Annotated in this window: 20 protein-coding genes; 17 read left to right on the top strand and 3 right to left on the bottom strand. The window is 60.3% G+C overall.

Annotation, left to right across the window (positions count from 1 at the left end; all coding sequences use genetic code 11):
* Positions 1–62: 62 nt before the first annotated feature.
* Both SM763_RS01105 and miaA read right to left on the bottom strand, forming a co-directional pair.
* Positions 63–884: a helix-turn-helix transcriptional regulator gene (locus SM763_RS01105; protein ID WP_274827999.1), complete on the bottom strand. Its 822-nt coding sequence runs from the start codon at positions 882–884 to the stop codon at positions 63–65.
* A gap of 125 nt (positions 885–1,009) precedes the next feature.
* Complete coding sequence (gene miaA, locus SM763_RS01100) at positions 1,010–1,888, bottom strand: tRNA (adenosine(37)-N6)-dimethylallyltransferase MiaA (protein ID WP_368997112.1); 879 nt, start codon at positions 1,886–1,888, stop codon at positions 1,010–1,012.
* Positions 1,889–2,020: 132 nt separating this feature from the next.
* Here miaA and pyrH point away from each other — a divergent pair, with 132 nt between their 5' ends.
* The 12 genes from pyrH to lpxB all read left to right on the top strand — a co-directional run bounded on the left by pyrH (position 2,021) and on the right by lpxB (position 14,460).
* Positions 2,021–2,767 (top strand): UMP kinase, encoded by a 747-nt coding sequence (pyrH, locus tag SM763_RS01095; protein ID WP_065273425.1) that lies wholly within the window; start codon positions 2,021–2,023, stop codon positions 2,765–2,767.
* Positions 2,768–2,979: 212 nt separating this feature from the next.
* Positions 2,980–3,543, top strand: coding sequence for a ribosome recycling factor (gene frr / locus SM763_RS01090; protein ID WP_065273426.1), 564 nt, complete (start codon positions 2,980–2,982; stop codon positions 3,541–3,543).
* 9 nt (positions 3,544–3,552) lie between these two features.
* Complete coding sequence (uppS, locus tag SM763_RS01085; protein ID WP_368997110.1) at positions 3,553–4,311, top strand: undecaprenyl pyrophosphate synthase; 759 nt, start codon at positions 3,553–3,555, stop codon at positions 4,309–4,311.
* A complete protein-coding gene (locus SM763_RS01080) occupies positions 4,308–5,081 on the top strand; it encodes a phosphatidate cytidylyltransferase (RefSeq protein ID WP_274836954.1) in 774 nt (257 codons plus the stop codon). Before uppS ends, SM763_RS01080 begins: the two co-directional genes overlap by 4 nt.
* A gap of 17 nt (positions 5,082–5,098) precedes the next feature.
* Positions 5,099–6,268: a 1-deoxy-D-xylulose-5-phosphate reductoisomerase gene (dxr, locus tag SM763_RS01075; protein ID WP_368997108.1), complete on the top strand. Its 1,170-nt coding sequence runs from the start codon at positions 5,099–5,101 to the stop codon at positions 6,266–6,268.
* A 9-nt stretch (positions 6,269–6,277) separates the two neighbouring features.
* The gene (rseP, locus tag SM763_RS01070; protein WP_368997106.1) at positions 6,278–7,627 is read left to right on the top strand and encodes an RIP metalloprotease RseP; all 1,350 of its coding nucleotides are present in this window, start codon (positions 6,278–6,280) and stop codon (positions 7,625–7,627) included.
* A 428-nt stretch (positions 7,628–8,055) separates the two neighbouring features.
* Positions 8,056–10,461, top strand: coding sequence for an outer membrane protein assembly factor BamA (bamA, locus tag SM763_RS01065; protein ID WP_368997104.1), 2,406 nt, complete (start codon positions 8,056–8,058; stop codon positions 10,459–10,461).
* A 106-nt stretch (positions 10,462–10,567) separates the two neighbouring features.
* A complete protein-coding gene (locus SM763_RS01060) occupies positions 10,568–11,167 on the top strand; it encodes an OmpH/Skp family outer membrane protein (RefSeq protein WP_490363259.1) in 600 nt (199 codons plus the stop codon).
* A gap of 87 nt (positions 11,168–11,254) precedes the next feature.
* Complete coding sequence (gene fabZ / locus SM763_RS01055; protein WP_368997102.1) at positions 11,255–11,719, top strand: 3-hydroxyacyl-ACP dehydratase FabZ; 465 nt, start codon at positions 11,255–11,257, stop codon at positions 11,717–11,719.
* Positions 11,720–11,724: 5 nt separating this feature from the next.
* Positions 11,725–12,510, top strand: coding sequence for an acyl-ACP--UDP-N-acetylglucosamine O-acyltransferase (gene lpxA, locus SM763_RS01050; protein ID WP_368997100.1), 786 nt, complete (start codon positions 11,725–11,727; stop codon positions 12,508–12,510).
* A 4-nt stretch (positions 12,511–12,514) separates the two neighbouring features.
* A complete protein-coding gene (locus SM763_RS01045) occupies positions 12,515–13,306 on the top strand; it encodes an LpxI family protein (protein WP_368997098.1) in 792 nt (263 codons plus the stop codon).
* Positions 13,303–14,460: a lipid-A-disaccharide synthase gene (gene lpxB, locus SM763_RS01040; protein ID WP_368997096.1), complete on the top strand. Its 1,158-nt coding sequence runs from the start codon at positions 13,303–13,305 to the stop codon at positions 14,458–14,460. Before SM763_RS01045 ends, lpxB begins: the two co-directional genes overlap by 4 nt.
* On the opposite strand, the gene mnmA is transcribed toward lpxB, so the two are convergent.
* Positions 14,457–15,602 (bottom strand): tRNA 2-thiouridine(34) synthase MnmA, encoded by a 1,146-nt coding sequence (gene mnmA / locus SM763_RS01035; RefSeq protein ID WP_368997094.1) that lies wholly within the window; start codon positions 15,600–15,602, stop codon positions 14,457–14,459. The two genes, lpxB and mnmA, sit on opposite strands and share 4 nt — an antisense overlap.
* A 147-nt stretch (positions 15,603–15,749) precedes the next feature.
* Between mnmA and sciP the strand changes: the two genes are divergently transcribed.
* The 5 genes from sciP (at position 15,750) to SM763_RS01010 (ending at position 21,830) form a co-directional block, all read left to right on the top strand.
* Positions 15,750–16,028 carry a CtrA inhibitor SciP gene (sciP, locus tag SM763_RS01030; RefSeq protein WP_065273437.1) on the top strand — a complete coding sequence of 93 codons (279 nt, stop codon included), beginning with the start codon at positions 15,750–15,752 and terminating at the stop codon, positions 16,026–16,028.
* A gap of 172 nt (positions 16,029–16,200) precedes the next feature.
* Positions 16,201–16,926: a response regulator transcription factor CtrA gene (ctrA, locus tag SM763_RS01025; protein ID WP_065273438.1), complete on the top strand. Its 726-nt coding sequence runs from the start codon at positions 16,201–16,203 to the stop codon at positions 16,924–16,926.
* A 292-nt stretch (positions 16,927–17,218) separates the two neighbouring features.
* Complete coding sequence (ligA, locus tag SM763_RS01020) at positions 17,219–19,471, top strand: NAD-dependent DNA ligase LigA (protein WP_368997092.1); 2,253 nt, start codon at positions 17,219–17,221, stop codon at positions 19,469–19,471.
* Complete coding sequence (gene recG / locus SM763_RS01015; protein ID WP_368997091.1) at positions 19,468–21,558, top strand: ATP-dependent DNA helicase RecG; 2,091 nt, start codon at positions 19,468–19,470, stop codon at positions 21,556–21,558. Before ligA ends, recG begins: the two co-directional genes overlap by 4 nt.
* A gap of 149 nt (positions 21,559–21,707) precedes the next feature.
* A complete protein-coding gene (locus SM763_RS01010; RefSeq protein WP_274831152.1) occupies positions 21,708–21,830 on the top strand; it encodes a hypothetical protein in 123 nt (40 codons plus the stop codon).
* Positions 21,831–21,856: the final 26 nt, after the last annotated feature.

Here is a 21,856-nt window from a genome sequence, read left to right as displayed (position 1 = left end):
TGAGGTGCAAACGGGGGCCTGGGCCGACTCACGACGGCAGGTCGCGGGCAGAGGCTGGAACGTTACTGGGGAATAGCGGCTTTGCGCGCCTTCTTGCGCAGGGCGCTTGGTGTCTCACCGGTGTGCTGGGTGATGAAGCGAGTGAAATAGGCGGCGCTGCCGAACCCCAGTTGGGCGGCGATGTCGCGCATGGCCAGATCGCTTGAAATCAGCAGGCTGCGGGCCGCGTGAAGCTGCCGCTCTGTCAGCAGCGTGGCGGCAGTCTTACCGGTTTCCGCCTTGCAGACACGGGTCAGGTGGGTCGGCGTCACGTTCAGCGCAGCGGCGTGATCCGCCATGCTGGCGTGTTCGTCGAAATAGGTTACCACCCGCTTGCAATAGGCCTGTGACAGGCGCCGCGCGGCGTTTGGTTTCACCGGGGGCAGGGGGCCGGAGGGGGGCTGACGACGCAGCTGGATGCTGATCAGATCGGTGTAGGACTGCATGGCCCGGCGCCACAAGGCAGGATGAGTGGATTGTTCGACCGACACCGCCTCAAGCAGGCTGTTGAGACGCGCTTGCTCGACCGGGTCGTTGAACTTCAGGTGTAGCGGCTCGGGCGGCATCGACACGGGCGCGGTGGCAGGCACGATCAGGGCCTGACCCAGGCATTGGCGTCCGAATTCCACTGACCACAGATTGCCGGCCGGAAAGAACAGCGCCGTATGCGCGCCAAACCCGCGCCGGTGCCCATCCATCAGAAAACGACCCTGTCCGCGTGTGATCCAGATCAGCACATGCTCGGCGCGATCATGCGCGAGTTCTGTTTGCCAAGGACCGTCCGGGTAGAGACGCGAAAGCGGCGAAACGTGAAGATCTTCGGCTGGTTTCGGGTCGAATGGCATGAGATGTTACATAGATTTACTTAAACTTTATCGATGTAACAGCGCATGAAAATGTGATTCTGGCAAGTTCCTGCCGAAGAAGGTTAAAAATTGATAAATTTGTGCCTCTTACCTGCACCTGCCGTTTAGCTGAGCTGATAGCCGATCTCGGGGGAGATTTTCCGCCATTTCTCCATGCGGGCACGGAACCAGGTGCGCTGCCGTTTGGCGAACCGGCGGGTGGCAATCGCGGCGCTTTCCTCCGCTTCCTCCAGCGTCATTCTGCCAGTGGCATAGGCCATGAGTTCCGGCGCGCCGATCGCCTTGCAGGAGGGCAGGTTGGGATCGAACCGATCTCGCATGGCCTCGACTTCATCCATGGCGCCCTGATCCAGCATGGCGCGGAACCGTTTGCGGATGCGTGCCTCCAGCCAGTCCTTACTGCTTTCCAGCACCAACGCACAGCAGGCGTCAAGCGGCAGGGGCGGCGGCGGGGTGTCATCCTGCCAATCGGCCAGCGCCCGTCCCGTTGCGGTCAGCACCTCCCAGGCGCGCTGCACGCGGGCACGGTTCTGCACATCGATGCGGGCCGCGGTCTGGGGGTCAAGCGCCGACAGCAAGTCTTCGAGCGACATCGAATCGCCCTCGGCCCGGACTTCTGCAGGTGTGGGCGGGATTTCAGCCATACCTTCGGTCAAGGCGTTGAAATAAAGGCCGGTTCCGCCGACGATGATCGGCCGCTGCGTTCCTGACAGCAGCGGCACCACCTCCCGCAGCCAGTGACCGGCGGAATAGGGCGCATCATAGGTCACATGCCCATAAAGCCGGTGCGGCGCGCGGGCCTCTTCCTCGACAGAAGGGCGGGCGGTAACGATCCGCCAACAGTCGAACACCTGGCTGGCATCGGCATTGACTACCACACCGCCTTGTTTTTCCGCAATTTCCAGCGCGAGCGCGGATTTCCCTGAGGCCGTCGGGCCAGCGATCAGAACGGGCCTATCCGGATCGATGCGAAGTTCTGTCATGTCAGCCTGTCCTCACCGAGGGCGGATTTGTTATGCTCCGGGGAAGAAAAGGCGCCTGGCCTGCATTGATCCTGCCGGTGATTTGCTTCATTTTGCGGCGCAAATTAACCCCGTCATATTCCGGAGCGCAACATGCCCCAAGAAATCGAAACACCGGCCGCCACTTCGGCCGTTGCCTATAAACGTGTCATGCTGAAAATCTCTGGGGAGGCGTTGATGGGGGATCAGGGCTTTGGCCTGCATCCGCCGACCGTGGAGCGGATCGCCAAAGAGGTGAAGTCAGTACACGACATGGGCGTCGAGATCTGCATGGTTATCGGCGGCGGCAATATCTTCCGGGGCCTGTCCGGCGCTGCGCAGGGCATGGAACGCACCACAGCTGACTATATGGGGATGCTGGCGACCGTGATGAACGCCCTTGGCATGCAGGCCGCTCTGGAATCGCTTGGCGTCTTCACCCGGGTGATCAGCGCCATTCCGATGGATCAGGTCTGCGAGCCCTATATCCGCCGCCGCGCCGTGCGCCACCTTGAGAAGAAGCGGGTCTGCATCTTCGCGGCCGGCACCGGTAACCCCTATTTCACCACCGACACTGCGGCGACGCTGCGTGCCAATGAAATGGCCTGCGAGGCGATCTTCAAAGGCACCAAGGTCGATGGCGTCTATGACAAGGATCCGGTGAAGTTCGACGACGCCAAGCGCTATGACACCGTCAGCTATGACGATGTGCTGGCCAAACGCCTGGGCGTGATGGATGCCTCGGCGATTGCTCTGGCGCGCGACAACAGCCTGCCGATCATTGTCTTTTCGCTGGATGAGCCAGGCGGGTTCCGCGGTATTCTGGCTGGCGAAGGCACCTACACCAAGGTTCAGGGCTGAACCGCAGTTGGTTTGAAAATGGCAAAAGACGCGTGTCCCGGCAGGAGGCGCGTCTTTTCGTTTATGCAAGTGGTTGCGAGCCGGTATTAACGCTGTGGCTAGCTGCGGCCATCGGGCAGACTGGCCGTCAGCGGGCCGAGATTGCTATACAATCTTGCATCAATCGCTTATGAGCGGTGTAAAGACCGCCTCAAGTCAGGGGAGAGAGCAGAATGTCTGATGATTTTGAACTGGATACCGACGATCTGAAACGTCGCATGGATGGCGCTATGGCCAACCTGCGCACCGAGTTTGCCTCGCTACGAACCGGCCGTGGCTCGGCTTCGATGCTGGATCCGGTGATGGTAGATGCCTATGGCTCGATGACACCGATCAACCAGGTCGGCACCGTCAACGTGCCGGAGCCGCGCATGGTGACGATCAACGTTTGGGATAAATCCCTTGTTGGTAAAGTGGAAAAGGCGATCCGGGAATCCGGCCTTGGTATCAACCCGCAGCTGAACGGCACCATCATCATGCTGCCGATTCCGGAGCTGAACGAAGAACGCCGCCGCGAGCTGACGAAGGTTGCCGGCCAATACGCTGAACACGCCCGTGTGTCGGTGCGCAACGTACGCCGCGATGGCATGGATCAGATCAAGAAGGCCAAGGCTGATGGGATGTCCGAGGACGACCAGAAGTTCTGGGAAAGCGAAGTTCAGGATCTGACCGACGCGATGATCAAGGCCGTGGACGAGGCGCTGGAAAACAAGCAAGCCGAAATCATGCAGGTCTGACGCCCGGATATGGTCAGCAATACCGACACGGCGCCTTCCGAGGGCGCGTCCGAAGACGGCACGGGGCAGGGCCCGCGCCATGTTGCCATCATCATGGATGGCAACGGCCGGTGGGCACAGTCCCGTGGCCGCCCGCGTCTGTTCGGGCACCACGCAGGCGCCAAACGGGTGCGGGAAATCGTCGAATGCTGTCCGTCCCTGGGCATCAAGTATCTGACCATATTTGCCTTTTCGACCGAGAACTGGAAACGGACGCAGGTCGAGGTCGCGGGCCTCATGAGCCTGTTCCGCCGCTATATCTCCAAGGAGATGAAGGCGCTGGCCGCGCGCAATGTGCGGGTGCGCTTCATCGGCGACCGGGTGCGGCTTGATGCCAAGCTGATGCAGTTGATGGATCAGTTGGAAGAGGAAACCAAAGGTAATGACGGCACCAATCTCACAATTGCCCTGAACTATGGTGGGCGGGACGAGGTGGCCCGCGCCACGAAACGGCTGGCGCAGGATGTTGCGGCTGGAAAACTATCTCCTGACGATGTGGACGAGGAAACCCTGCCGAAATACCTCGATACCCATGTGCTGCCGGATCCCGATCTGGTGATCCGCACCAGCGGCGAAGCGCGGATTTCCAACTTCCTGCTGTGGCAGTCTGCCTATGCGGAGTATGAGTTCATCGACACGCTCTGGCCGGATTTCACCGCCGAAGAACTGGGGCGCCTGTGCCGGGGCTATGGCGCCCGTGACAGACGTTTTGGCGCGGTGAAGACATGAGCGCGGGACGCTGGTCCGACCTGATGCCGCGCTTGCTGTCCGCGGTCGTCATGCTTGTCGTAGGCGCCGTGGAAATCTGGCTGGGTGGCATCTGGTTTGCGCTGCTCATCGCTGCCGCTTGCGGTGGCATGATCTGGGAACTTGTCCGGATGCTGACGCCCGAAAAGACCGGACAGGCGCTGCAACTGGGGGCAATGTCAGCCATTGCGGTGCTGGGCGCGACCCTGCTGCCGCCGGTCTGGGGTATGCCCTTGCTGGTTTCGCCTATTCTTGGCGGTATGTTTCAACTGCCCGTTGCTGCCCGCCTGCGTTTTGGCTTGTTTGGTCTCTGGATCGTTTGCGCCGGCTTTACCTTTGTATGGCTGCGCAATGAAATGGGGGCCCCTTGGCTGTTGTGGCTGATCGGCGTTGTCGTCGCCACCGATGTAGCAGGCTATTTTGCCGGTAAGATGATCGGCGGGCCAAAGCTTTGGCCGCGTGTCAGCCCCAAGAAAACCTGGTCCGGATCTTCGGCTGGCTGGATCGCTGCGGCGATTGTCGGGGCCTTTTTCAGCGAAGCCTCGGGGCTGGGCATGGGCGCGATTGTCCTGTCGGTTGTCATGTCGATGGCTAGCCAAGCGGGCGACATCGCGGAAAGCGCTCTGAAGCGGAAGACCGGCGTCAAGGATTCCAGCGCGCTTATTCCCGGTCACGGTGGTCTTTTTGACCGGTTCGACGGGATGCTCGGGGCGGCGGCGGCCTTCCTGATCTTCGTGACATTTCTGGGATAGCCTTGTAGGGCATGACCATGCGTAAAATTTCTATCTTCGGCGCCACCGGCTCGATCGGGCAGAACACCATTGACCTGATCCGGCGCGATCTGCGCGCCTATGACGTAGTGGCACTGACGGGCGGTGCCAATATTGCCCGGCTTGCGGCGGATGCCATCGCGCTCAAGGCTGATATTGCGGTAACGGCCTATGAGGAGCGCCTGCCGGATCTGCGCGCCGCGCTGGAGGGCAGTGGCGTGGAGGCCGCAGCGGGAGAGGCTGCCCTGATCGAGGCGGCAACCCGTCCGGCGGACTGGATCATGTCGGCCATCGTTGGCGCCGCCGGTCTTGCGCCGGGTCTCAAGGCGCTGGAGCAGGGCACCACGCTGGCGCTGGCCAATAAGGAATCGCTGGTCTGTGCCGGTGGCCTTCTGATGCAGACCGCGCTGCGACATGGCGCCCGGCTCTTGCCGGTGGACAGCGAACATTCGGCGGTGTTTCAGGGGCTGGTCGGTGAAGAGATTTCAGCAGTTGAGCGGATCATCATCACCGCATCCGGTGGCGCGTTCCGCGACTGGCCGCTGGAAGATCTGCAAAAGGCAACCCTAGCCGAGGCGTCCTCTCATCCAAACTGGGACATGGGGCAGTGCATCACCATCGACAGCGCATCAATGTTCAATAAGGCGTTAGAGGTTATTGAAACCAAAGAATTCTTTGGTGTCGCGCCAGAACAGATTGAGGTTCTGGTGCATCCCGAATCGATGGTGCATGCGCTGGTTGGCTTTCGCGATGGTGCGCTGATGGCGCATCTGGGCGCACCAGATATGCGCCATGCCATTGGATACGCGCTGCACTGGCCCGAGCGAAAGGATCTGCCGGTTGCGCGGCTCGATCTGGCGGAAATCGGTCAGCTGAATTTCACGGCTCCGGATACGGCGCGGTACCCGGCGCTACAGCAAGCCTTTGATGTAATGCAGCGCGGCGGTCTGATGGGCGCCGTCTTCAACGCAGCCAAGGAAAAGGCGCTGGATCTGTTCATCGCGGGACAGATCGGGTTCACCGAAATGGCCGAGGTAACGGCCGCGGTTCTGGAGCGGATGGAGGCACAAAGCGGCCTTATTGATTCCGCAATGACCCTTGATAACGTCACTGAGATTGACCATCTCGCTCGACAAGAGGCAGAGCGCGCCGCAGCGGAACGCAGATAAGGTAAGAACTTGGATATCGTGACCCTACTCCCGCAGTTTGGCGGCTTTCTCTACACTATCGCCAGTTTTGTTGTCGCGCTTTCGGTGATCGTCGCGGTGCATGAATACGGCCACTACATCGTCGGCCGGTGTTCTGGAATCCATGCGGAGGTTTTTTCGCTGGGCTTTGGTCCTGTGTTGTTCAGCCGCGTCGATAAGCGCGGCACCCGCTGGCAGATCGCGCTGTTGCCCTTTGGGGGATATGTGAAATTCCTTGGCGATGCAGACGCGGCTTCGGGCAAGGACAGCGCCGCGATGAAGGCGGCGGCCAATGATCCGACGCGCCTACGCCAGACCATGCATGGTGCCCCGCTTTGGGCGCGCAGCGCTACGGTTGCTGCCGGACCGGTGTTCAATTTTGTGATGTCAGTGATCATTTTCTCGGTTCTGGCGATGACGCAGGGAACCCTGCGCGATCCGCTGGCTATCGGCACCTTGGTGCCGCTGCCCGGTATCGAAAACCAGCTGCTCGAAGGCGACGAATTGGTCGCAATCGAGGGCGTTGCCATTCCGGACGAGGCCGGAGCCATGTCCTGGGGGGAATTCCGCGACCAACTGCCGATGGTGCAGCCGATGGAGTATCAGGTGCGCCGGGATGGTCAGCTGGTCTCGGTTCAAGGCCCGTTCCTATCGCCGCCGCATGTGCGGGCCGTTGCGCCGCGCAGCGCTGCATCGGATGCCGGGCTTCAGGCCGGTGATGTCATCACCGGCGTCGATGGAGAACCGATTTTTGCCTTCGATCAGCTTAAGCAGACCGTCGAACAGGCCGATGGCCGCGTACTGCTGTTGGATGTCTGGCGGCAAGGGCAGGAGTTGGAGCTTGCGCTGGCACCGCGTCGCACGGATGAGCCGCAGTCCGACGGAAGTTTCGCGACCCGTTGGCGGATTGGTGTGGTCGGCGGTCAGGCCTTTGAGCCCGCAACCGAAGTGGGCGGCGTCGGCGAATCCCTGGTAGCAGGGGCGTCGCAGGTTTGGTCGGTGATCGACATGTCGATTTCGGGCCTGACGCATATGATTACCGGCGCCATCAGCACCTGCAATCTATCAGGGCCCATCGGGATCGCGGAAACCTCCAGCGCAATGGCAAGCCAGGGCGCGGTCAGCTTCATCCGTTTCATCGCGGTTCTGTCGACGGCTGTTGGCCTGTTGAACCTCTTCCCGGTGCCAGCGCTGGATGGGGGGCATCTGGTGTTCTACGCCTATGAGGCGGTCACAGGGCGTCCGCCCAGTGATGGTGTCATGCGCATCCTGATGACCCTTGGCATTGCGATGATTCTGTCGTTGATGGTCTTTGCACTCGGCAACGATCTTTTCTGCTAAAATTTAACACACTTGTTGTGGCGCCCGCCTCCTGGAAGGGGCAGGTGCCCAACTGTCGCCATATTCGGGCATTAACCCTTTCTCAATCTGCTACGCCCGCAGCGCAGCCTTGCGCGCGGCATCGACTGGGGAAAGGAAGTCACCATGCACGCTCTGATGAGTACGGATAATGGTCTTGGTCTTTTGATGCGCCTGAATTGGGATCGCGCACTGTCTGTCGTGACGATTTTTCTCGCTCTGACTGCAGGTGCTTGGTTCGGATCCCTTTGAAACCATGGGGATGCGGCGTTTGCGCTGCGCAACGCGTCGGTCACCCGTGCTCAGTCTGTGCGCATCTTCATGCCCCGGAGTGATTTCTTAGTTTTGACAACGGTCAGTAAACCCGGTACGCACAGTTAAAAGCTGCTTAAAAAATCGGATTATGACTGATGGTTCGGGGGAAGGTCGTGGGTACATCCTGCGGTGTGCGCACAAAACGCACCAATATACTGTATAGAAGCGTATCGAGCGCCGTATTGGCTGTTGCCTTGGGATTTGTCCTGACGCCCAGTTTCGCATCGGCGCAAAGCTACCAGTTCAATTCGGTCCGGGTGGAGGGCAATCAGCGCATCCAATCGGATACGATCGTGTCCTATGCGGCGCTGGAACGGGGAAAACCGGTCAGCGCTGGCCAGTTGAATGACGCGTATCAGCGTATTCTTGACAGCGGTGTTTTTGAAACCGTTGAGCTGGTGCCAAGCGGCAACTCTCTGATCATCAAGGTCACCGAGTTCCCGACGATCAACCAGATCAATTTCGAAGGTAACCGGCGGATCAAGGATGACAAGCTGGCCGAGCTGATCGAATCCGCGCCACGCCGCGTGTTGCGCGCCGCGCAGGCCGAACGGGACGCCGAGACCATTGCTGCCGCCTATGGGGCGCAGGGACGTTTGGCCTCGCGGGTGACGCCGCGCATCATCCGCCGTAGCGACAATCGTGTCGATCTGGTGTTCGAGATTGCCGAAGGCGACACCATCGAAGTCGAGCGCGTTTCGTTTGTCGGCAACAAGGTCTATTCGGATCGGCGTCTGCGCCGGGTTCTGGAAACCAAGCAGGCTGGTCTCTTGCGGACCTTCATCAACAAGGACACTCTGATCGAGGACCGCCTGCAGTTTGACCGGCAGGTGTTGCGCGATTTCTACCTGTCGCGCGGCTATGTGGATTTCCGGGTCAACAGCACCAACGCCGAAGTCACTCGGGAGCGTGACGCCGTCTATCTGGTCGTCGATGTCACCGAAGGCCAGCAGTTCGAGTTCGGCAATATCTCGGTGACCAGCGAAATCGCTGAGGCCGATGCTGACCTCTACCGCTCTGCGTTGAAAGTCAAACCGGGCGTGACCTATTCGCCGCTGATTGTTGAACGTTCCATCGAGATGCTGGAAACGCTGGCAACGCGTCAGGGGATTGATTTCCTGCGCGTTGAGCCGCGGGTGACCCGCAACGACCGCGATCTGACGCTGGATGTTGAATTCGCGATGGTGCGCGGGCCGCGTGTCTTCGTCGAACGCATCGATATCGAAGGCAACACGACAACGCTGGACCGGGTGATCCGCCAGAAGTTCCGCTCGGTCGAAGGCGACCCCTTTAATCCGCGTGAAATCCGAGATGCCGCCGAGAGAATCCGCGCGCTTGGCTTCTTTGCCACATCGGATGTGGATGTCCGCGAAGGCAGTTCCGAAAGCCAGGTGGTTGTGGATGTGAATGTCGAAGAGCAACCGACGGGCTCGGTGAGCCTGGGTGGCGCTTATTCCGTCAACGACGGTTTCGGGGTGAATGTCGGCCTGACCGAGAACAACCTCCTCGGTCGCGGCCAGCGCCTGTCGTTCTCGATTGCGACCGCGCAGGAGTCGGAAAAAATTGGTATTGGCTTTACCGAGCCGCACCTGCTGGGGCGTGATCTGAAGTTCGATCTGGACCTTGGCGTGTCCGAAACGGATTCCAGCTACGCGGAATACGACACCTCCCGCGCGTTCTTCCGTCCGGCGCTGACGTTCAACCTGACCGAAGATACCTCGCTGGAAGTGCGCTATACTTGGGCCGACAGCGAGATGATCCGCCGCGATGACGTTAGCTTTGTCGGAGGGACCTACCCTGTGGCTGGACCTGTGGTGACCAGCGAGATCAATCAGGGCAGCAAGACATCCAGTTCTCTTGGGTTCACATATACCTATGACAGCCGTCTGACCGGACTTGACCCGAATGGTGGTTTCACCGTGCAGGTGGGCGCTGATTATGCGGGACTTGGCGGGGATAGCGAATACCTCAGGACCACGGCCAAACTGGTCGCGCAGCGCAAGATCCTCAACGAGGAAGTCACGCTGCGGGCGACCCTGGAAACTGGATCGCTGCATTGGATGGGCAACGACAACAGTCGGTCGATCGACCGATTTGTTCTGACCCCCAGCGTTATGCGCGGGTTTGAGCCCGGCGGCATCGGTCCGCGTGATACCGCGCCACGTGCCGATGGCGGTAGCTATGACGACTTCCTTGGCGGTAACGTCTATGCCGTGGCACGTTTCGATGCCGAATTCCCGCTAGGCCTGCCCGAAGAACTGGGGCTGCGTGGTGGTCTGTTCTATGATGTGGGCAACCTCTGGGGCCTGCAAGACGTGGACACACCAGCCAGCGGTGGTTTCGTTGTGGGCCGCAATGGGTCTTTCCGGCACGTGGTAGGCTTTTCCGTCCTCTGGACGACGGCCTTTGGCCCGCTGCGGTTCAACTTCTCCAATGCTGTCAAGAAAGAAGATTTTGACAAGGAGCAAAGCTTCGATCTGACCTTGCAGGCCCGGTTCTGACCCGGTGATGCGCGCAAGATCAACTTGTACCGCAAAGTGGGCGCCGACCGGTTGGTTGGCGCCTCTTAGTCTGTTGCGTGGCAGGCCACGTGTGACCGCGCTGCTTATGGGTGCTGCGCTGATGCTGGGTCTGCCCGCCGAAAGGGGGCTGGCGCAGGCCGCAGATGTGGGTGTTGGTTCACCTTATGGCTTGTCTCTCGGCCAGGAGATGCAGATCGGCGCGCCGCAAAGCGGTATCCTGACCATTCAGCCAGACCGGCTCTTCTCCGAAAGTGCCTTTGGTCAGCGCGTCACGCGTGAACTGGAGGCCGAAGGGGCAGTTCTGACAGCCGAGAACCGCCGCATCGAAGCGGAACTGCGCGCCGAAGAGCAAGACCTGACGCAGCGGCGACCGGCGATGGAGCCAGAGGCCTTTCGCGCGCTTGCCGATGCCTTTGACAAAAAAGTCCAGGAGACCCGCCGCACGCAGGATCAGAAACTGCGCGAGATCACTCAGATGGGCGAAACGGCCCGCCGGGAGTTCTTTGTAGCCTCCCTGCCGATCCTGCAGGGGATCATGCGCGATAGCGGCGCTGGTGCCATTCTGGATAACTCTTCGGTTTTCCTCAGCTCGGAGGCTGCGGATGTGACCGATCTTGCGATCACACGCATCGATGCCGTTCTTGGCGACGGTTCGGATCTGGACAACCAGTCCTCCGATCCCTGAGGCAGGTCCTCACGGGCGCGGCGCGCTTGCCCAGATCGTTCCCGCTTGGTAGTGACGCAGGACATATAAAAAAACGGGATACCCGCCATGACCGCCGATCTGAAAAGTGCCGATATTCACCTGATCCAGCGCATTCTGCCGCATCGCTACCCGTTCCTGCTGGTCGACAAAGTGATCGAAATCGACGGATACGCCTCGGCGCATGGGATCAAGAACGTCACCATGAACGAGCCGCATTTCCAGGGCCACTTTCCTGGCACGCCGATCATGCCCGGTGTGACCATCGTCGAGGCGATGGCGCAAACCGCCGGCGTCATGCTGGGCGTGGGCATGGATATGGTCGACACCGACCTGCTGATCTACTTCATGAATATCGACAAGTGCAAATTCCGCCGCAAGGTGATCCCTGGCGACGTTCTGGACATGCATGTCGAAACCCTGCGTGGCAAGAAGGGCGGCAAGATCTTCAAATTCAAGGGCGTTGCCTCGGTCGATGGGGAAACAGCGGCCGAGGCCGAATTCTCGGCCATGGTTGATATTCAGAAGGATTGATCGCGATGAGCCTGATCCATCCTTCTGCGGTGATAGAGCCGGGCGCCACGATCGGGGAGGGCTGCGAGATCGGCCCGTTCTGCATTGTCGGCGCGGATGTTACCCTTGGCGAAGGGGTGGTTCTGAAATCTCATGTGGTGATCACCGGCGAAACCGAGATCGGCGCAGAGACGACGGTGTTTTCCTTTGCTGTGATCGGTGAGATCCCGCAGGACCTGAAGTTCAAGGGAGAGAAAAGCCGGACTGTGATCGGCGCGCGCAACCGGATCCGTGAACATGTGACCATCAATGCGGGCACCGAAGGTGGCGGCGGGGTGACCCGCATCGGCGATGACGGGCTGTTCATGGCGGGCTGTCACATTGCCCATGATGCGCAGATCGGAGACCGGGTGATCGTGGTCAATTCTGCCGCCGTCGCAGGCCATTGCGTGATCGAGGACGATGTGATCATCGGCGGCCTTTCGGGCATCCACCAATGGGTGCGCATCGGGCGCGGCGCGATCATCGGTGCTGTGACCATGGTCACCAACGACGTCATTCCCTACGGGCTGGTACAGGCCCCGCGCGGAGAGCTGGACGGGCTGAACCTTGTTGGTCTCAAACGCCGCGGTGTGTCGCGGGCGGATATCACTGCCTTGCGGGCGGGCTTTCAGATGCTGGCGCAGGGCGAGGGCACCTTTCAGGAGCGGGCAAAGCGCCTCGGGGATGAGACTGACAGCGTCTACGTGCAGGAAATCATCGCCTTTATCACCGGCGCAAGCGACCGGTCGTTTCTGACGCCAGGAGGATGATCGCATGATCGCGCTGATCGCGGGGCAGGGAGCGCTGCCGCTGGAAATCTGCAATCGCCTGCCCGAACGGCCGCTGGTCTGCGCCATGGCTGGCTCCGAACCGGATTCGGTTGATCCGGAAATCACCTTTCGGCTGGAACAGCTGGGAAGTTTCCTCGGGCGGTTGAAAGAAGCCGGTGTGCAGGAGATCTGTCTGGCTGGTGCAGTGACGCGCCCGATGATCGATCCTGCGGCCATTGATGCCGAGACCCTGCCGATGGTGCCGGTGCTTCAGGCCGCCCTCGGCGCCGGGGACGACGGTGCGTTGCGGGCGATCATGGAGCTTTTTGAAACAGCAGGCTTTGCGGTGCGGGCCACGCATGACGTGGCACCGGATCTTTTGATGCAGCCCGGCATTCCGACCCGAATCCAGCCCGGTGAACTGGACAAGGCGGACGCGGCCCGTGGGGCGGAGATTGTCGCAGCGATGAGCGCCGCGGACATCGGCCAGTCCTGTGCTGTCCGGTCGCGGCAGGCGGTTGCGGTGGAAACGGTTTTTGGCACCGACTGGATGCTTGATACCTTGATCCGCCGCCCGGACGGGCAGGGCGGTGTGATGGTCAAGGCGCCGAAGACAGGACAGGATCGGCGCGCCGATCTGCCCACCATCGGGCCTGCGACGGTGGAAAAGGCCGCAGCAGCCGGTCTCTCTGGTATCGTGCTGGAGGCCGGAGGCGTGATCGTGCTGGAGCAGGAGGCGGTGATTGCCACCTGTGACCGTCTGGGCCTGTTCCTGTGGCTGCGCGACGCGGCATGAGCCTCCGGGTTTTCATCCTCGCGGGGGAGCCTTCGGGAGACAGGTTGGGCGCGGCCTTGATGCAGGGGCTGAAAACACTGGCCCCCGGTGTCTCCTTCGAGGGAATCGGCGGAACGCTGATGACGCAAGAGGGGCTGCAATCCCGGTTTCCGATGCAGGAACTGTCGGTGATGGGCCTCGCAGAGGTGCTGCCGAAGTACCGCCATCTGAAACGGCGTATCCGTGAAACCGCCGATGCGGTGATCGCCATGCGGCCGGATGTGCTGATCACCATCGACAGCCCGGATTTCTCGCTGCGCGTGGCGCGGCTGGTGAAACAGGGCAGCGACATCCGTACCGTGCATTATGTGGCGCCGTCCGTCTGGGCCTGGCGACCGGGCCGGGCGCAGAAGATGGCCACCTGTATCGATCACGTGCTGGCGCTGCTGCCGTTCGAGCCGCCTTATATGGAAGCCGCCGGGATGGACTGCGATTTTGTCGGCCATCCCGTAGTAGCAGAGCCAAAGGCGACGGCAGAAGAGATCGCCGCGTTGCGTCAGACCTGTGAGCTTGGCGATGCGCCGATCCTATTGGCCTTGCCGGGATCACGACGGTCAGAGGTGGGGCGCTTGGCGCCCGTCTTTGGCGCGGCGCTGGGAGATTTCGCGGCGGCTTATCCCGAATACCGAATCGTGGTGCCGACCGCCGGTCCGGTGGCTGAATTGGTGCGCCAGCACGCCAAGGATTGGCCACAGGGCACTGTGTTGCTCGACCCGACCGGTCTTGACCCGGCTGTTGCCGAGGCGCGCAAACGAGCGGCCTTTGCCGCGGCGGATCTGGCGCTTGCAGCTTCGGGCACCGTGTCGCTGGAGCTAGCCGCCGCGCGCACCCCCATGGTGATCGCCTATCGCTTCCAATGGCTGACCTGGCAGATCATGAAGCGCATGGCCCTGATTGATACGGTCACACTCGTCAATCTGGTGAGCGAAACCCGCGTTGTGCCGGAATGCCTTGGGCCAGATTGCACCCCGTCGCGGATCGCCGGGGCGCTGGCAGATGTCCGTGCCAACCCTGAGGCGCAGCAGGACGCCATGGGGCTCACCATGGAGCGTCTGGGCGAGGGCGGGGAGGCGCCGGGCCTGCGCGCCGCCCGCGCGGTTCTGGCGGGCCTTTAGTAGCCGCGCCAGATCCAGCCGCCTCCAAAGATGCGGCTGCTTTCGGTGTCATAGAAAACGCAGGCCTGTCCGGGCGATACGCCTTCTTCGGGCGTCAACAGCTCAACCTCGGCCGTGGTTTCGGACAGCGGACGGATAATCGCCTCACGCGGGGGGCGGGTCGAGCGGACCTTTACCGCGACATGCCATTCCTTCCGACTGGTAAAGGGTTCGTCGCCCAGCCAGTTGATTTCCCGCACAGGCACGATTCGGGTGGCCAGCATGTCCTTGGGGCCGACGACCACCTGTTTCTTGTCCACATCAAGCCGCACCACATAGAGCGGCTCGCTGAGGCCACCGATGCCAAGGCCGCGGCGCTGGCCGATGGTGTAGTGAATCACCCCGGTGTGCTGGCCCAGAACGCGCCCATCCGCATGAACGATCTCTCCCGGATCAGCCGCGCCGGGGCGCAGTTTCTCGATCACGCTGGCATAGTTTCCATCGGGTACGAAACAGATGTCCTGACTGTCGGGTTTGTCGGCCACCGCCAGCCCATAGCGGGAGGCAATCTCGCGGGTGGCATCCTTGGAGGGCAGATGCCCTAGCGGAAAGCGCAGATAGTCCAGCTGTTCTGGCGTTGTTGAAAAAAGGAAATAGCTCTGATCCCGGTTAGCATCCTCGGCCGAATGCAGCTCGGGGCCGTTGGGGCCCATCTTGCGCTGGATATAGTGACCCGTCGCCATGCAATCGGCCTCCAGATCCTTTGCGGTCTCCAGAAGATCCTTGAATTTGACCCGTTCATTGCAGCGGATGCAGGGCACTGGCGTCGCCCCGGCCAGATAGCTGTCGGCAAACTCATCGATAACCGCATCCTTAAAAATGTTCTCATAGTCGAGAACATAGTGCGGGAATCCGCGCTCTTCGGCGACTCGCCGCGCATCGTGGATGTCGATCCCAGCGCAGCAGGCGCCCTTTTTCGCCAGCGCCGCCCCGTGATCATAAAGCTGCAGCGTGACGCCCACCACGTCATAGCCCTGATCGGCCAAATATGCAGCAACAACAGAGCTGTCGACGCCGCCGGACATGGCAACAACCACCCGCGTTTCCGAGGGCGGTTTGGCAAAGCCAAGCGAATTCAGCGGGCCATCGGTATCCAGCGCCATAGGGCGACTCCTTAGTTCAAGGGAAAGGCGTTGCAGAATATAGGAAAATCCTAACGACTCTCAAGTGTGTGGTTCACGCGCCATTAAGGACAATGGGGGAAACCTGCTCACGAAGCTAATTACGCAGATCCTCACAAGGATAAAGCAATGTTCTTGAAAAAAGTAGATGGACCACGGGCGGTGACCTTGCCGGACGGCTCCGTTATGACCCGTGCAGACCTTCCGCCCAAAACGACAAAACGCTGGGTTGCCTCGCGCAAGGCCTCGGTGGTGAGGGGCGTTCTTTATGGATTGCTGCCACAAGGGGAAGCACTGCGTCTTTATGGTCTCAGTGAAGAAGAATTCCGCAGCTGGGTTGCTGCGGTTGCCGATCACGGCGAAGAAGCGTTGAAAACCACCCAATTGAAGAAATTTCGTAAGCCTTAGTGCTTAATACTAACCTTTTGCTCCGCCTACCCAGTGCCATTTTGTGCTAAAACAACACCGAACGGTTGATTTGATGTTGAGTTTTAACGATCATGGTAACGGGGCATTAACTATTTTCCAGCAAGGTTAACAGCGACCTGAGGGAAACAGGATACAGGCGGAGAAAACGAACATGCGCATTCTTCTTGTTGAGGATGATCCTACAACTGCAAAAAGCATTGAGTTGATGCTGACCCATGCCAACCTGAACGTCTATACGACGGATCTGGGCGAGGAAGGCATCGATCTGGCGAAGCTTTACGATTACGATCTGATCCTTTTGGATCTGGGACTGCCGGACATGAACGGGCACGAAGTGCTGCGCCAATTGCGCATGGCACGTATTGAGACGCCCATTCTCATCCTGTCTGGTGCTGATGATACAGACAATAAAATCAAAGGCTTCGGTTTCGGCGCTGATGATTACCTGACCAAGCCGTTCCATCGTGAGGAACTGGTGGCACGGATCCACGCGATCATTCGCCGCTCCAAAGGTCACTCCCAGTCGATCATTAAGACCGGCAAGATCTCGGTTAATCTGGATGCAAAAACCGTTGAGGTTGACGGCAAGGCCGTTCACCTGACCGGCAAAGAATACCAGATGCTGGAATTGCTCAGCCTGCGGAAAGGGACCACCCTGACCAAGGAAATGTTCCTGAACCACCTTTATGGCGGGATGGACGAGCCCGAACTGAAAATCATCGACGTTTTCATCTGCAAGCTGAGAAAGAAACTCAGCACTGCAACAGGCGGTGAAAACTACATCGAAACGGTCTGGGGGCGGGGCTATGTGCTGCGCGATCCGCAGGACGATCAACTCGGTGGCGGTGCCGAACAACGGATGGCAGTCGGCGCCTGATCGGCGACCCATTCGAATTGTAACTCTTTGTTGGGGGCAGATATCTGCCCTCAATCATAATGGCATGTGCTGTTAACTAAAGGCATGTGTCGTTAACCATGCGGCTGCGCCATTTACCATGTGCGCACCATGCCAATTTTGATTTTCGTGAGTAAGGTTCTGTACGGGCCTTGGCTCAACCCGCTGCGGCGGGATTTTTTGTGTTTGATGGGACGCCAAAGCCCTCTTGCTTCTCTGGACGTGGCAGGTTCTGCGGCCTATCACCTAGTCTGAAGCAAGACGGGGCAAACGCGTGACACAAAGCCAAGACAGCGATCCGAAGAGTCTTTCCAAAGAAGACGCCCGCCAGGAATTCCTGGCCTTGCAGGAGAAACTGCAAACCGCCGATCTTGCGTATCACCAGGAAGATGCGCCGATCATTTCGGACGCCGAATACGATGCGGCGAAGCGGCGGTATGTTGCTTTGACGGAAGCATTTCCGGTGTTGAAGGACGAGGCGTCTCAGCTTGAGGCCGTAGGGGCGCCCGCAGCCTCTGGCTTTGGCAAGGTGGCGCATAGCGTGCCGATGTTGTCGCTGGGAAATGCGTTTGAAGACAGTGATGTAGAAGATTTTGCCCGCAGTATTCGAAAATACCTGGGTCAGTCCGAGGATACTCCGCTCAGCTTTACCGCCGAGCCAAAAATCGATGGTTTGTCTCTTTCTCTGCGCTATGAAAACGGTGTGCTGATACAGGCCGCCACCCGCGGTGATGGAACGGTGGGCGAGAACGTCACCGAAAACGCCCGCACCATCGCCGATATTCCGCAGCAGATCGTAGATGCGCCCCCAGTGCTGGAGGTGCGCGGCGAAGTCTACATGAGCCATGCGGCTTTTGCCGCCCTGAACGCCCGGCAGGAAGAACGCGGCGGCAAGACATTTGCCAACCCGCGCAACGCGGCGGCAGGGTCCTTGCGTCAGCTGGATCCGGAAATTACCCGCTCCCGTCCATTGCAATTCTTTGCCTATAGCTGGGGTGAGCTCTCTGAACCTCTTGCGGAAACGCAGTTCGAGGCGATGAAACGATTGGAAAGCTTTGGCTTTACCATCAATCCCCTGACCAGGCTGTGCCCCACTGTGGACGAGATGATTGCGCATTACCGGAGCATCGAGGAACAGCGGGCCACGCTGGGCTACGATATCGACGGTGTCGTTTACAAGGTGAATGACATGGCGCTGCAGGGGCGGCTGGGTTTCCGCTCCACCACGCCACGCTGGGCGATTGCGCATAAGTTTCCCGCCGAACTGGCCTGGACCCGGCTTGAAGCCATCGACATCCAGGTTGGCCGCACCGGTGCGCTCAGTCCCGTTGCGCGGCTGACCCCGGTGACCGTGGGCGGGGTGGTTGTCTCGAACGCGACACTGCACAATGAGGATTACATTCGCGGCTTTGACTCCAAAGGCGAAGAAATCCGTGGCGGCAAGGACATCCGCATCGGCGATTGGGTGCAGATCTACCGCGCTGGTGATGTGATCCCCAAGGTGGCGGATGTGGACCTCACCAAGCGGCCCGAGGGTGCAGAGCCATATGCATTCCCGCATATCTGCCCGGAATGCGGATCCGAAGCGATCCGGGAAGAGGGCGACGCTGTGCGCCGCTGCACCGGTGGCCTTATCTGTCCCGCGCAGGCTGTTGAAAAGATGAAACATTTCGTCTCTCGCGCGGCCTTTGATATTGATGGGCTGGGCAACAAGCAGGTCGAACAATTCTACGGCGATGAATGGATCCGCGAACCGGCTGATATTTTTACCCTGCGGGACCGCTTTGGCTCTGGCATGCAGCAGCTGAAAAACCGCGAAGGTTGGGGGGAAAAATCGGCCGCCAACCTGTTTGATGCCATTGATGAGAAGCGACAGATCCCACTGGCCAAGTTCATCTTTGCCCTTGGTATTCGCCACGTCGGCGAGGTCGGTGGCCGCGATCTGGCGCTGCATTACGGCGGTTGGGGTGAACTGGTTTCGGCGCTTGATACCGCGCGTCCGGCGGCGCTGGCGCATCGGGCGGCGGATGAGGCGGAAGAGGCCGAACGCATCGCCGCCGCCGAGGAAGGGCGCCGCGCCCGGATCTCCGATACCCGTGCCGCTGCGGTCAGCGCCTGCGACGTGCCCGAGGCAGCGCAGGCGGCCTGGGACGATCTGGTCGCCGCCGACGGGATAGGACCTATTCTGGCCCTGTCTCTGTCCGACGCCCTTTCCAACCCTGAGGAACGCGCCGCGATTGACCGGTTGACGGCACATCTGACGATCATCGCCCCGGATGCGCCCGCCGCCGAAAGCCCGGTGTCCGGCAAAACGGTGGTATTTACTGGAACGCTGGAAAAGATGACAAGGGCCGAGGCCAAGGCGCGGGCTGAGGCACTGGGGGCAAAGGTCTCCGGCTCGGTCTCCAAGAAAACCGATATCCTTGTGGCGGGGCCCGGGGCCGGTTCCAAGGCAACCAAGGCGGCAGATCTTGGGATCAAGGTTCTGGATGAAGACAGCTGGCTGGAGCTGATAGAACAGTCATGAGCGGGCGTCCCGAGATCCTGTTTCCCCTGTTTTCAGGGCTGGAGAAACTGCCAGGGATTGGGCCGAAGACGGCCCAAAATCTGGAGCATATCCATATAGAAACGCCGCGTGACCTGTTGTTTTCATTGCCATACTCGGTACAGGATCGCCGTCGTCGCGATACGGTTTCCGGGTTGGAACTGCCGACCGTTGCCACGGTTGAGGTTACCATCGGCGGCCATAGGCCGCCGCGCAATCGCGGGGGCGCCTACCGTATTACGGTGACGGATGCGGAGACGGATTTTCAGTTGGTGTTCTTTCACGGACGCAGCCGTTATCTGGAGGCGCAATGCCCCGAGGGATCGCGCCGTCTGGTGTCGGGCAAGCTGGAGCTGTTCGACGGTATCGCGCAGATGGTGCATCCCGATCACATGGTGCCACTGGCCGAAGCCGCGACGATTCCCGAGTTCGAGCCAGTCTATCACCTGACCCATGGGGTATCGCAGAAAACCATGTTCAAGGCGCTGCGCGGCGCATTGGATCTGGCGCCGGAACTGCCCGAATGGATCGACCCCGAGCAAGTCAAACGCGAAGCCTGGCCTTCATGGGACGATGCGATCACCACGGCGCATGAGCCACAAGGGCAGGAGGATCTGTCCCCTGATGCACCGGCACGGGCGCGCCTGGCCTATGATGAGCTGTTTGCGCATCAGCTGACGCTGGCGATTGCCCGCCAATCGGAGCGCAAATCCGGTGGCATCCAGAGTCAGGCCACCGGGCGTTTGCAGTCCCGTGTCCTGTCGGCGTTGCCTTATCGCCCCACGGGGGCGCAGACCCGCGCGATTGAGGAAATCTCCGCCGATATGGCCTCGGACAAGCGGATGAACCGGCTGCTGCAGGGCGATGTGGGCGCGGGCAAGACGCTGGTGGCGCTGATGGCGCTTCTGGTTGCGGTTGAGGCAGGCGGGCAGGGTGTGATGATGGCCCCGACCAGCATCCTCGCGCAGCAGCATTACGACGGGCTGCGCCCCCTGGCCGAAGAAGCAGGCGTGGTTCTGGAACTGTTGACCGGCCGCGACAAGGGCGCCGAGCGCAAGGCCAAGCTTGCAGCGCTACAGCGAGGTGATATCCAGATTCTGGTCGGGACCCATGCGGTTTTCCAGCAGGATGTTCATTTTGCAGATTTGCGGTTGGCCATCGTAGATGAACAGCATCGGTTTGGCGTTCGTCAACGTATGGAACTGGCAGAAAAGGGCATGGGCGCCGATGTTCTGGTGATGACCGCGACTCCCATTCCGCGCTCACTGGCTCTGGCGCAGTACGGGGATATGGATGTTTCGGTGCTGGATGAGAAACCTCCGGGCCGCAAGCCGGTCAAGACGGCTGTGATCAGCACGGAACGGACCGAGGAGATTGTCAGCCACCTGCGCCACGCCATTGAGGAAGGGCGGCAGTGCTACTGGGTGTGCCCCTTGGTTGGCGAATCCGAGGTCATGGACCTGACAGCTGCAGAAGAACGGTTCAAGCTCTTGCGCGCCGCCCTTGGCGAAGGCGTGGTGGGTCTCGTGCATGGGCAGATGCCGGTTGGGGAAAAAGATGCGGCCATGGCCGCCTTTCAACGCGGTGAGACCAAGGTTCTGGTGGCGACCACGGTGATCGAGGTGGGCGTCAACGTGCCCAATGCCTCGATCATGGTGATCGAACGGGCCGAAATCTTTGGCCTAGCCCAACTGCACCAGCTGCGGGGGCGGGTCGGGCGTGGCAGCGCCGAATCCACCTGCCTGTTGATGTACCAGCCACCGCTGAGCGAGGGAGCCCGCCGGCGGCTGGAGGTGCTGCGCGAAACCGAGGATGGCTTTCGCATTTCCGAAACCGATCTGGAGATGCGCGGTGCCGGGGACATGATCGGCACAGCCCAATCCGGTCTGCCGCGGTTCAGGATTGCCGATCTGGAACGGCAGGCCCCGCTGATGGCCGTGGCGCAGAGCGATGCGCGTGCGCTGCTGGCCAAAGACCCCGATCTGACCGGCCCCCGGGGGCAGGCCGCACGCGTTCTGCTGTGGTTGATGAAGCAGGATCAGGCGTTCCGTTTAATTTCAGTGGGTTAACCTGTTTCGTTCCTACTGAAATCGGTTTTGTTCCAAAAAGTTCGCAAATGTTCTCATAAAGTTCTTTACATGCTGTTCGTAAAATGAGAACAAAGAGGCAACAAGACGCGCCCAAGCGCAAACACAGCGAACAGACCGGAGGAACGATAATGATTGCACAGTTGAAAACGACCCTTCAAAACGCCCAATCCACCCTGCTGCAGGACGCGATTGGTGCGGGCGCCCTTACGGTCATGCTGGTGGCGGCGCTGCACCTTCCGGGATCTTTCTAAGCCTGAGACAATCCTGAATTTGATCT

The organism is Pseudophaeobacter sp. C1-32P7 (assembly GCF_041008775.1).
In the GTDB taxonomy this organism is placed as follows: Bacteria; Pseudomonadota; Alphaproteobacteria; order Rhodobacterales; family Rhodobacteraceae; genus Phycobacter; species Phycobacter gallaeciensis_A.
This window is presented reverse-complemented; position numbering and strand designations above follow the sequence as displayed.

Coding starts and splice junctions, on each gene's coding strand:
- SM763_RS01045 (WP_368997098.1), top strand. CDS start 12,515: ATGATCGCGCTGATCGCGGGGCAGGGAGCGCTGCCGCTGGAAATCTGC.
- miaA (WP_368997112.1), bottom strand. CDS start 1,888: ATGACAGAACTTCGCATCGATCCGGATAGGCCCGTTCTGATCGCTGGC.
- recG (WP_368997091.1), top strand. CDS start 19,468: ATGAGCGGGCGTCCCGAGATCCTGTTTCCCCTGTTTTCAGGGCTGGAG.
- pyrH (WP_065273425.1), top strand. CDS start 2,021: ATGCCCCAAGAAATCGAAACACCGGCCGCCACTTCGGCCGTTGCCTAT.
- SM763_RS01080 (WP_274836954.1), top strand. CDS start 4,308: ATGAGCGCGGGACGCTGGTCCGACCTGATGCCGCGCTTGCTGTCCGCG.
- uppS (WP_368997110.1), top strand. CDS start 3,553: ATGGTCAGCAATACCGACACGGCGCCTTCCGAGGGCGCGTCCGAAGAC.
- SM763_RS01010 (WP_274831152.1), top strand. CDS start 21,708: ATGATTGCACAGTTGAAAACGACCCTTCAAAACGCCCAATCCACCCTG.
- bamA (WP_368997104.1), top strand. CDS start 8,056: ATGGTTCGGGGGAAGGTCGTGGGTACATCCTGCGGTGTGCGCACAAAA.
- SM763_RS01105 (WP_274827999.1), bottom strand. CDS start 884: ATGCCATTCGACCCGAAACCAGCCGAAGATCTTCACGTTTCGCCGCTT.
- mnmA (WP_368997094.1), bottom strand. CDS start 15,602: ATGGCGCTGGATACCGATGGCCCGCTGAATTCGCTTGGCTTTGCCAAA.
- lpxA (WP_368997100.1), top strand. CDS start 11,725: ATGAGCCTGATCCATCCTTCTGCGGTGATAGAGCCGGGCGCCACGATC.
- frr (WP_065273426.1), top strand. CDS start 2,980: ATGTCTGATGATTTTGAACTGGATACCGACGATCTGAAACGTCGCATG.
- SM763_RS01060 (WP_490363259.1), top strand. CDS start 10,568: ATGGGTGCTGCGCTGATGCTGGGTCTGCCCGCCGAAAGGGGGCTGGCG.
- fabZ (WP_368997102.1), top strand. CDS start 11,255: ATGACCGCCGATCTGAAAAGTGCCGATATTCACCTGATCCAGCGCATT.
- dxr (WP_368997108.1), top strand. CDS start 5,099: ATGCGTAAAATTTCTATCTTCGGCGCCACCGGCTCGATCGGGCAGAAC.
- ctrA (WP_065273438.1), top strand. CDS start 16,201: ATGCGCATTCTTCTTGTTGAGGATGATCCTACAACTGCAAAAAGCATT.
- sciP (WP_065273437.1), top strand. CDS start 15,750: ATGTTCTTGAAAAAAGTAGATGGACCACGGGCGGTGACCTTGCCGGAC.
- lpxB (WP_368997096.1), top strand. CDS start 13,303: ATGAGCCTCCGGGTTTTCATCCTCGCGGGGGAGCCTTCGGGAGACAGG.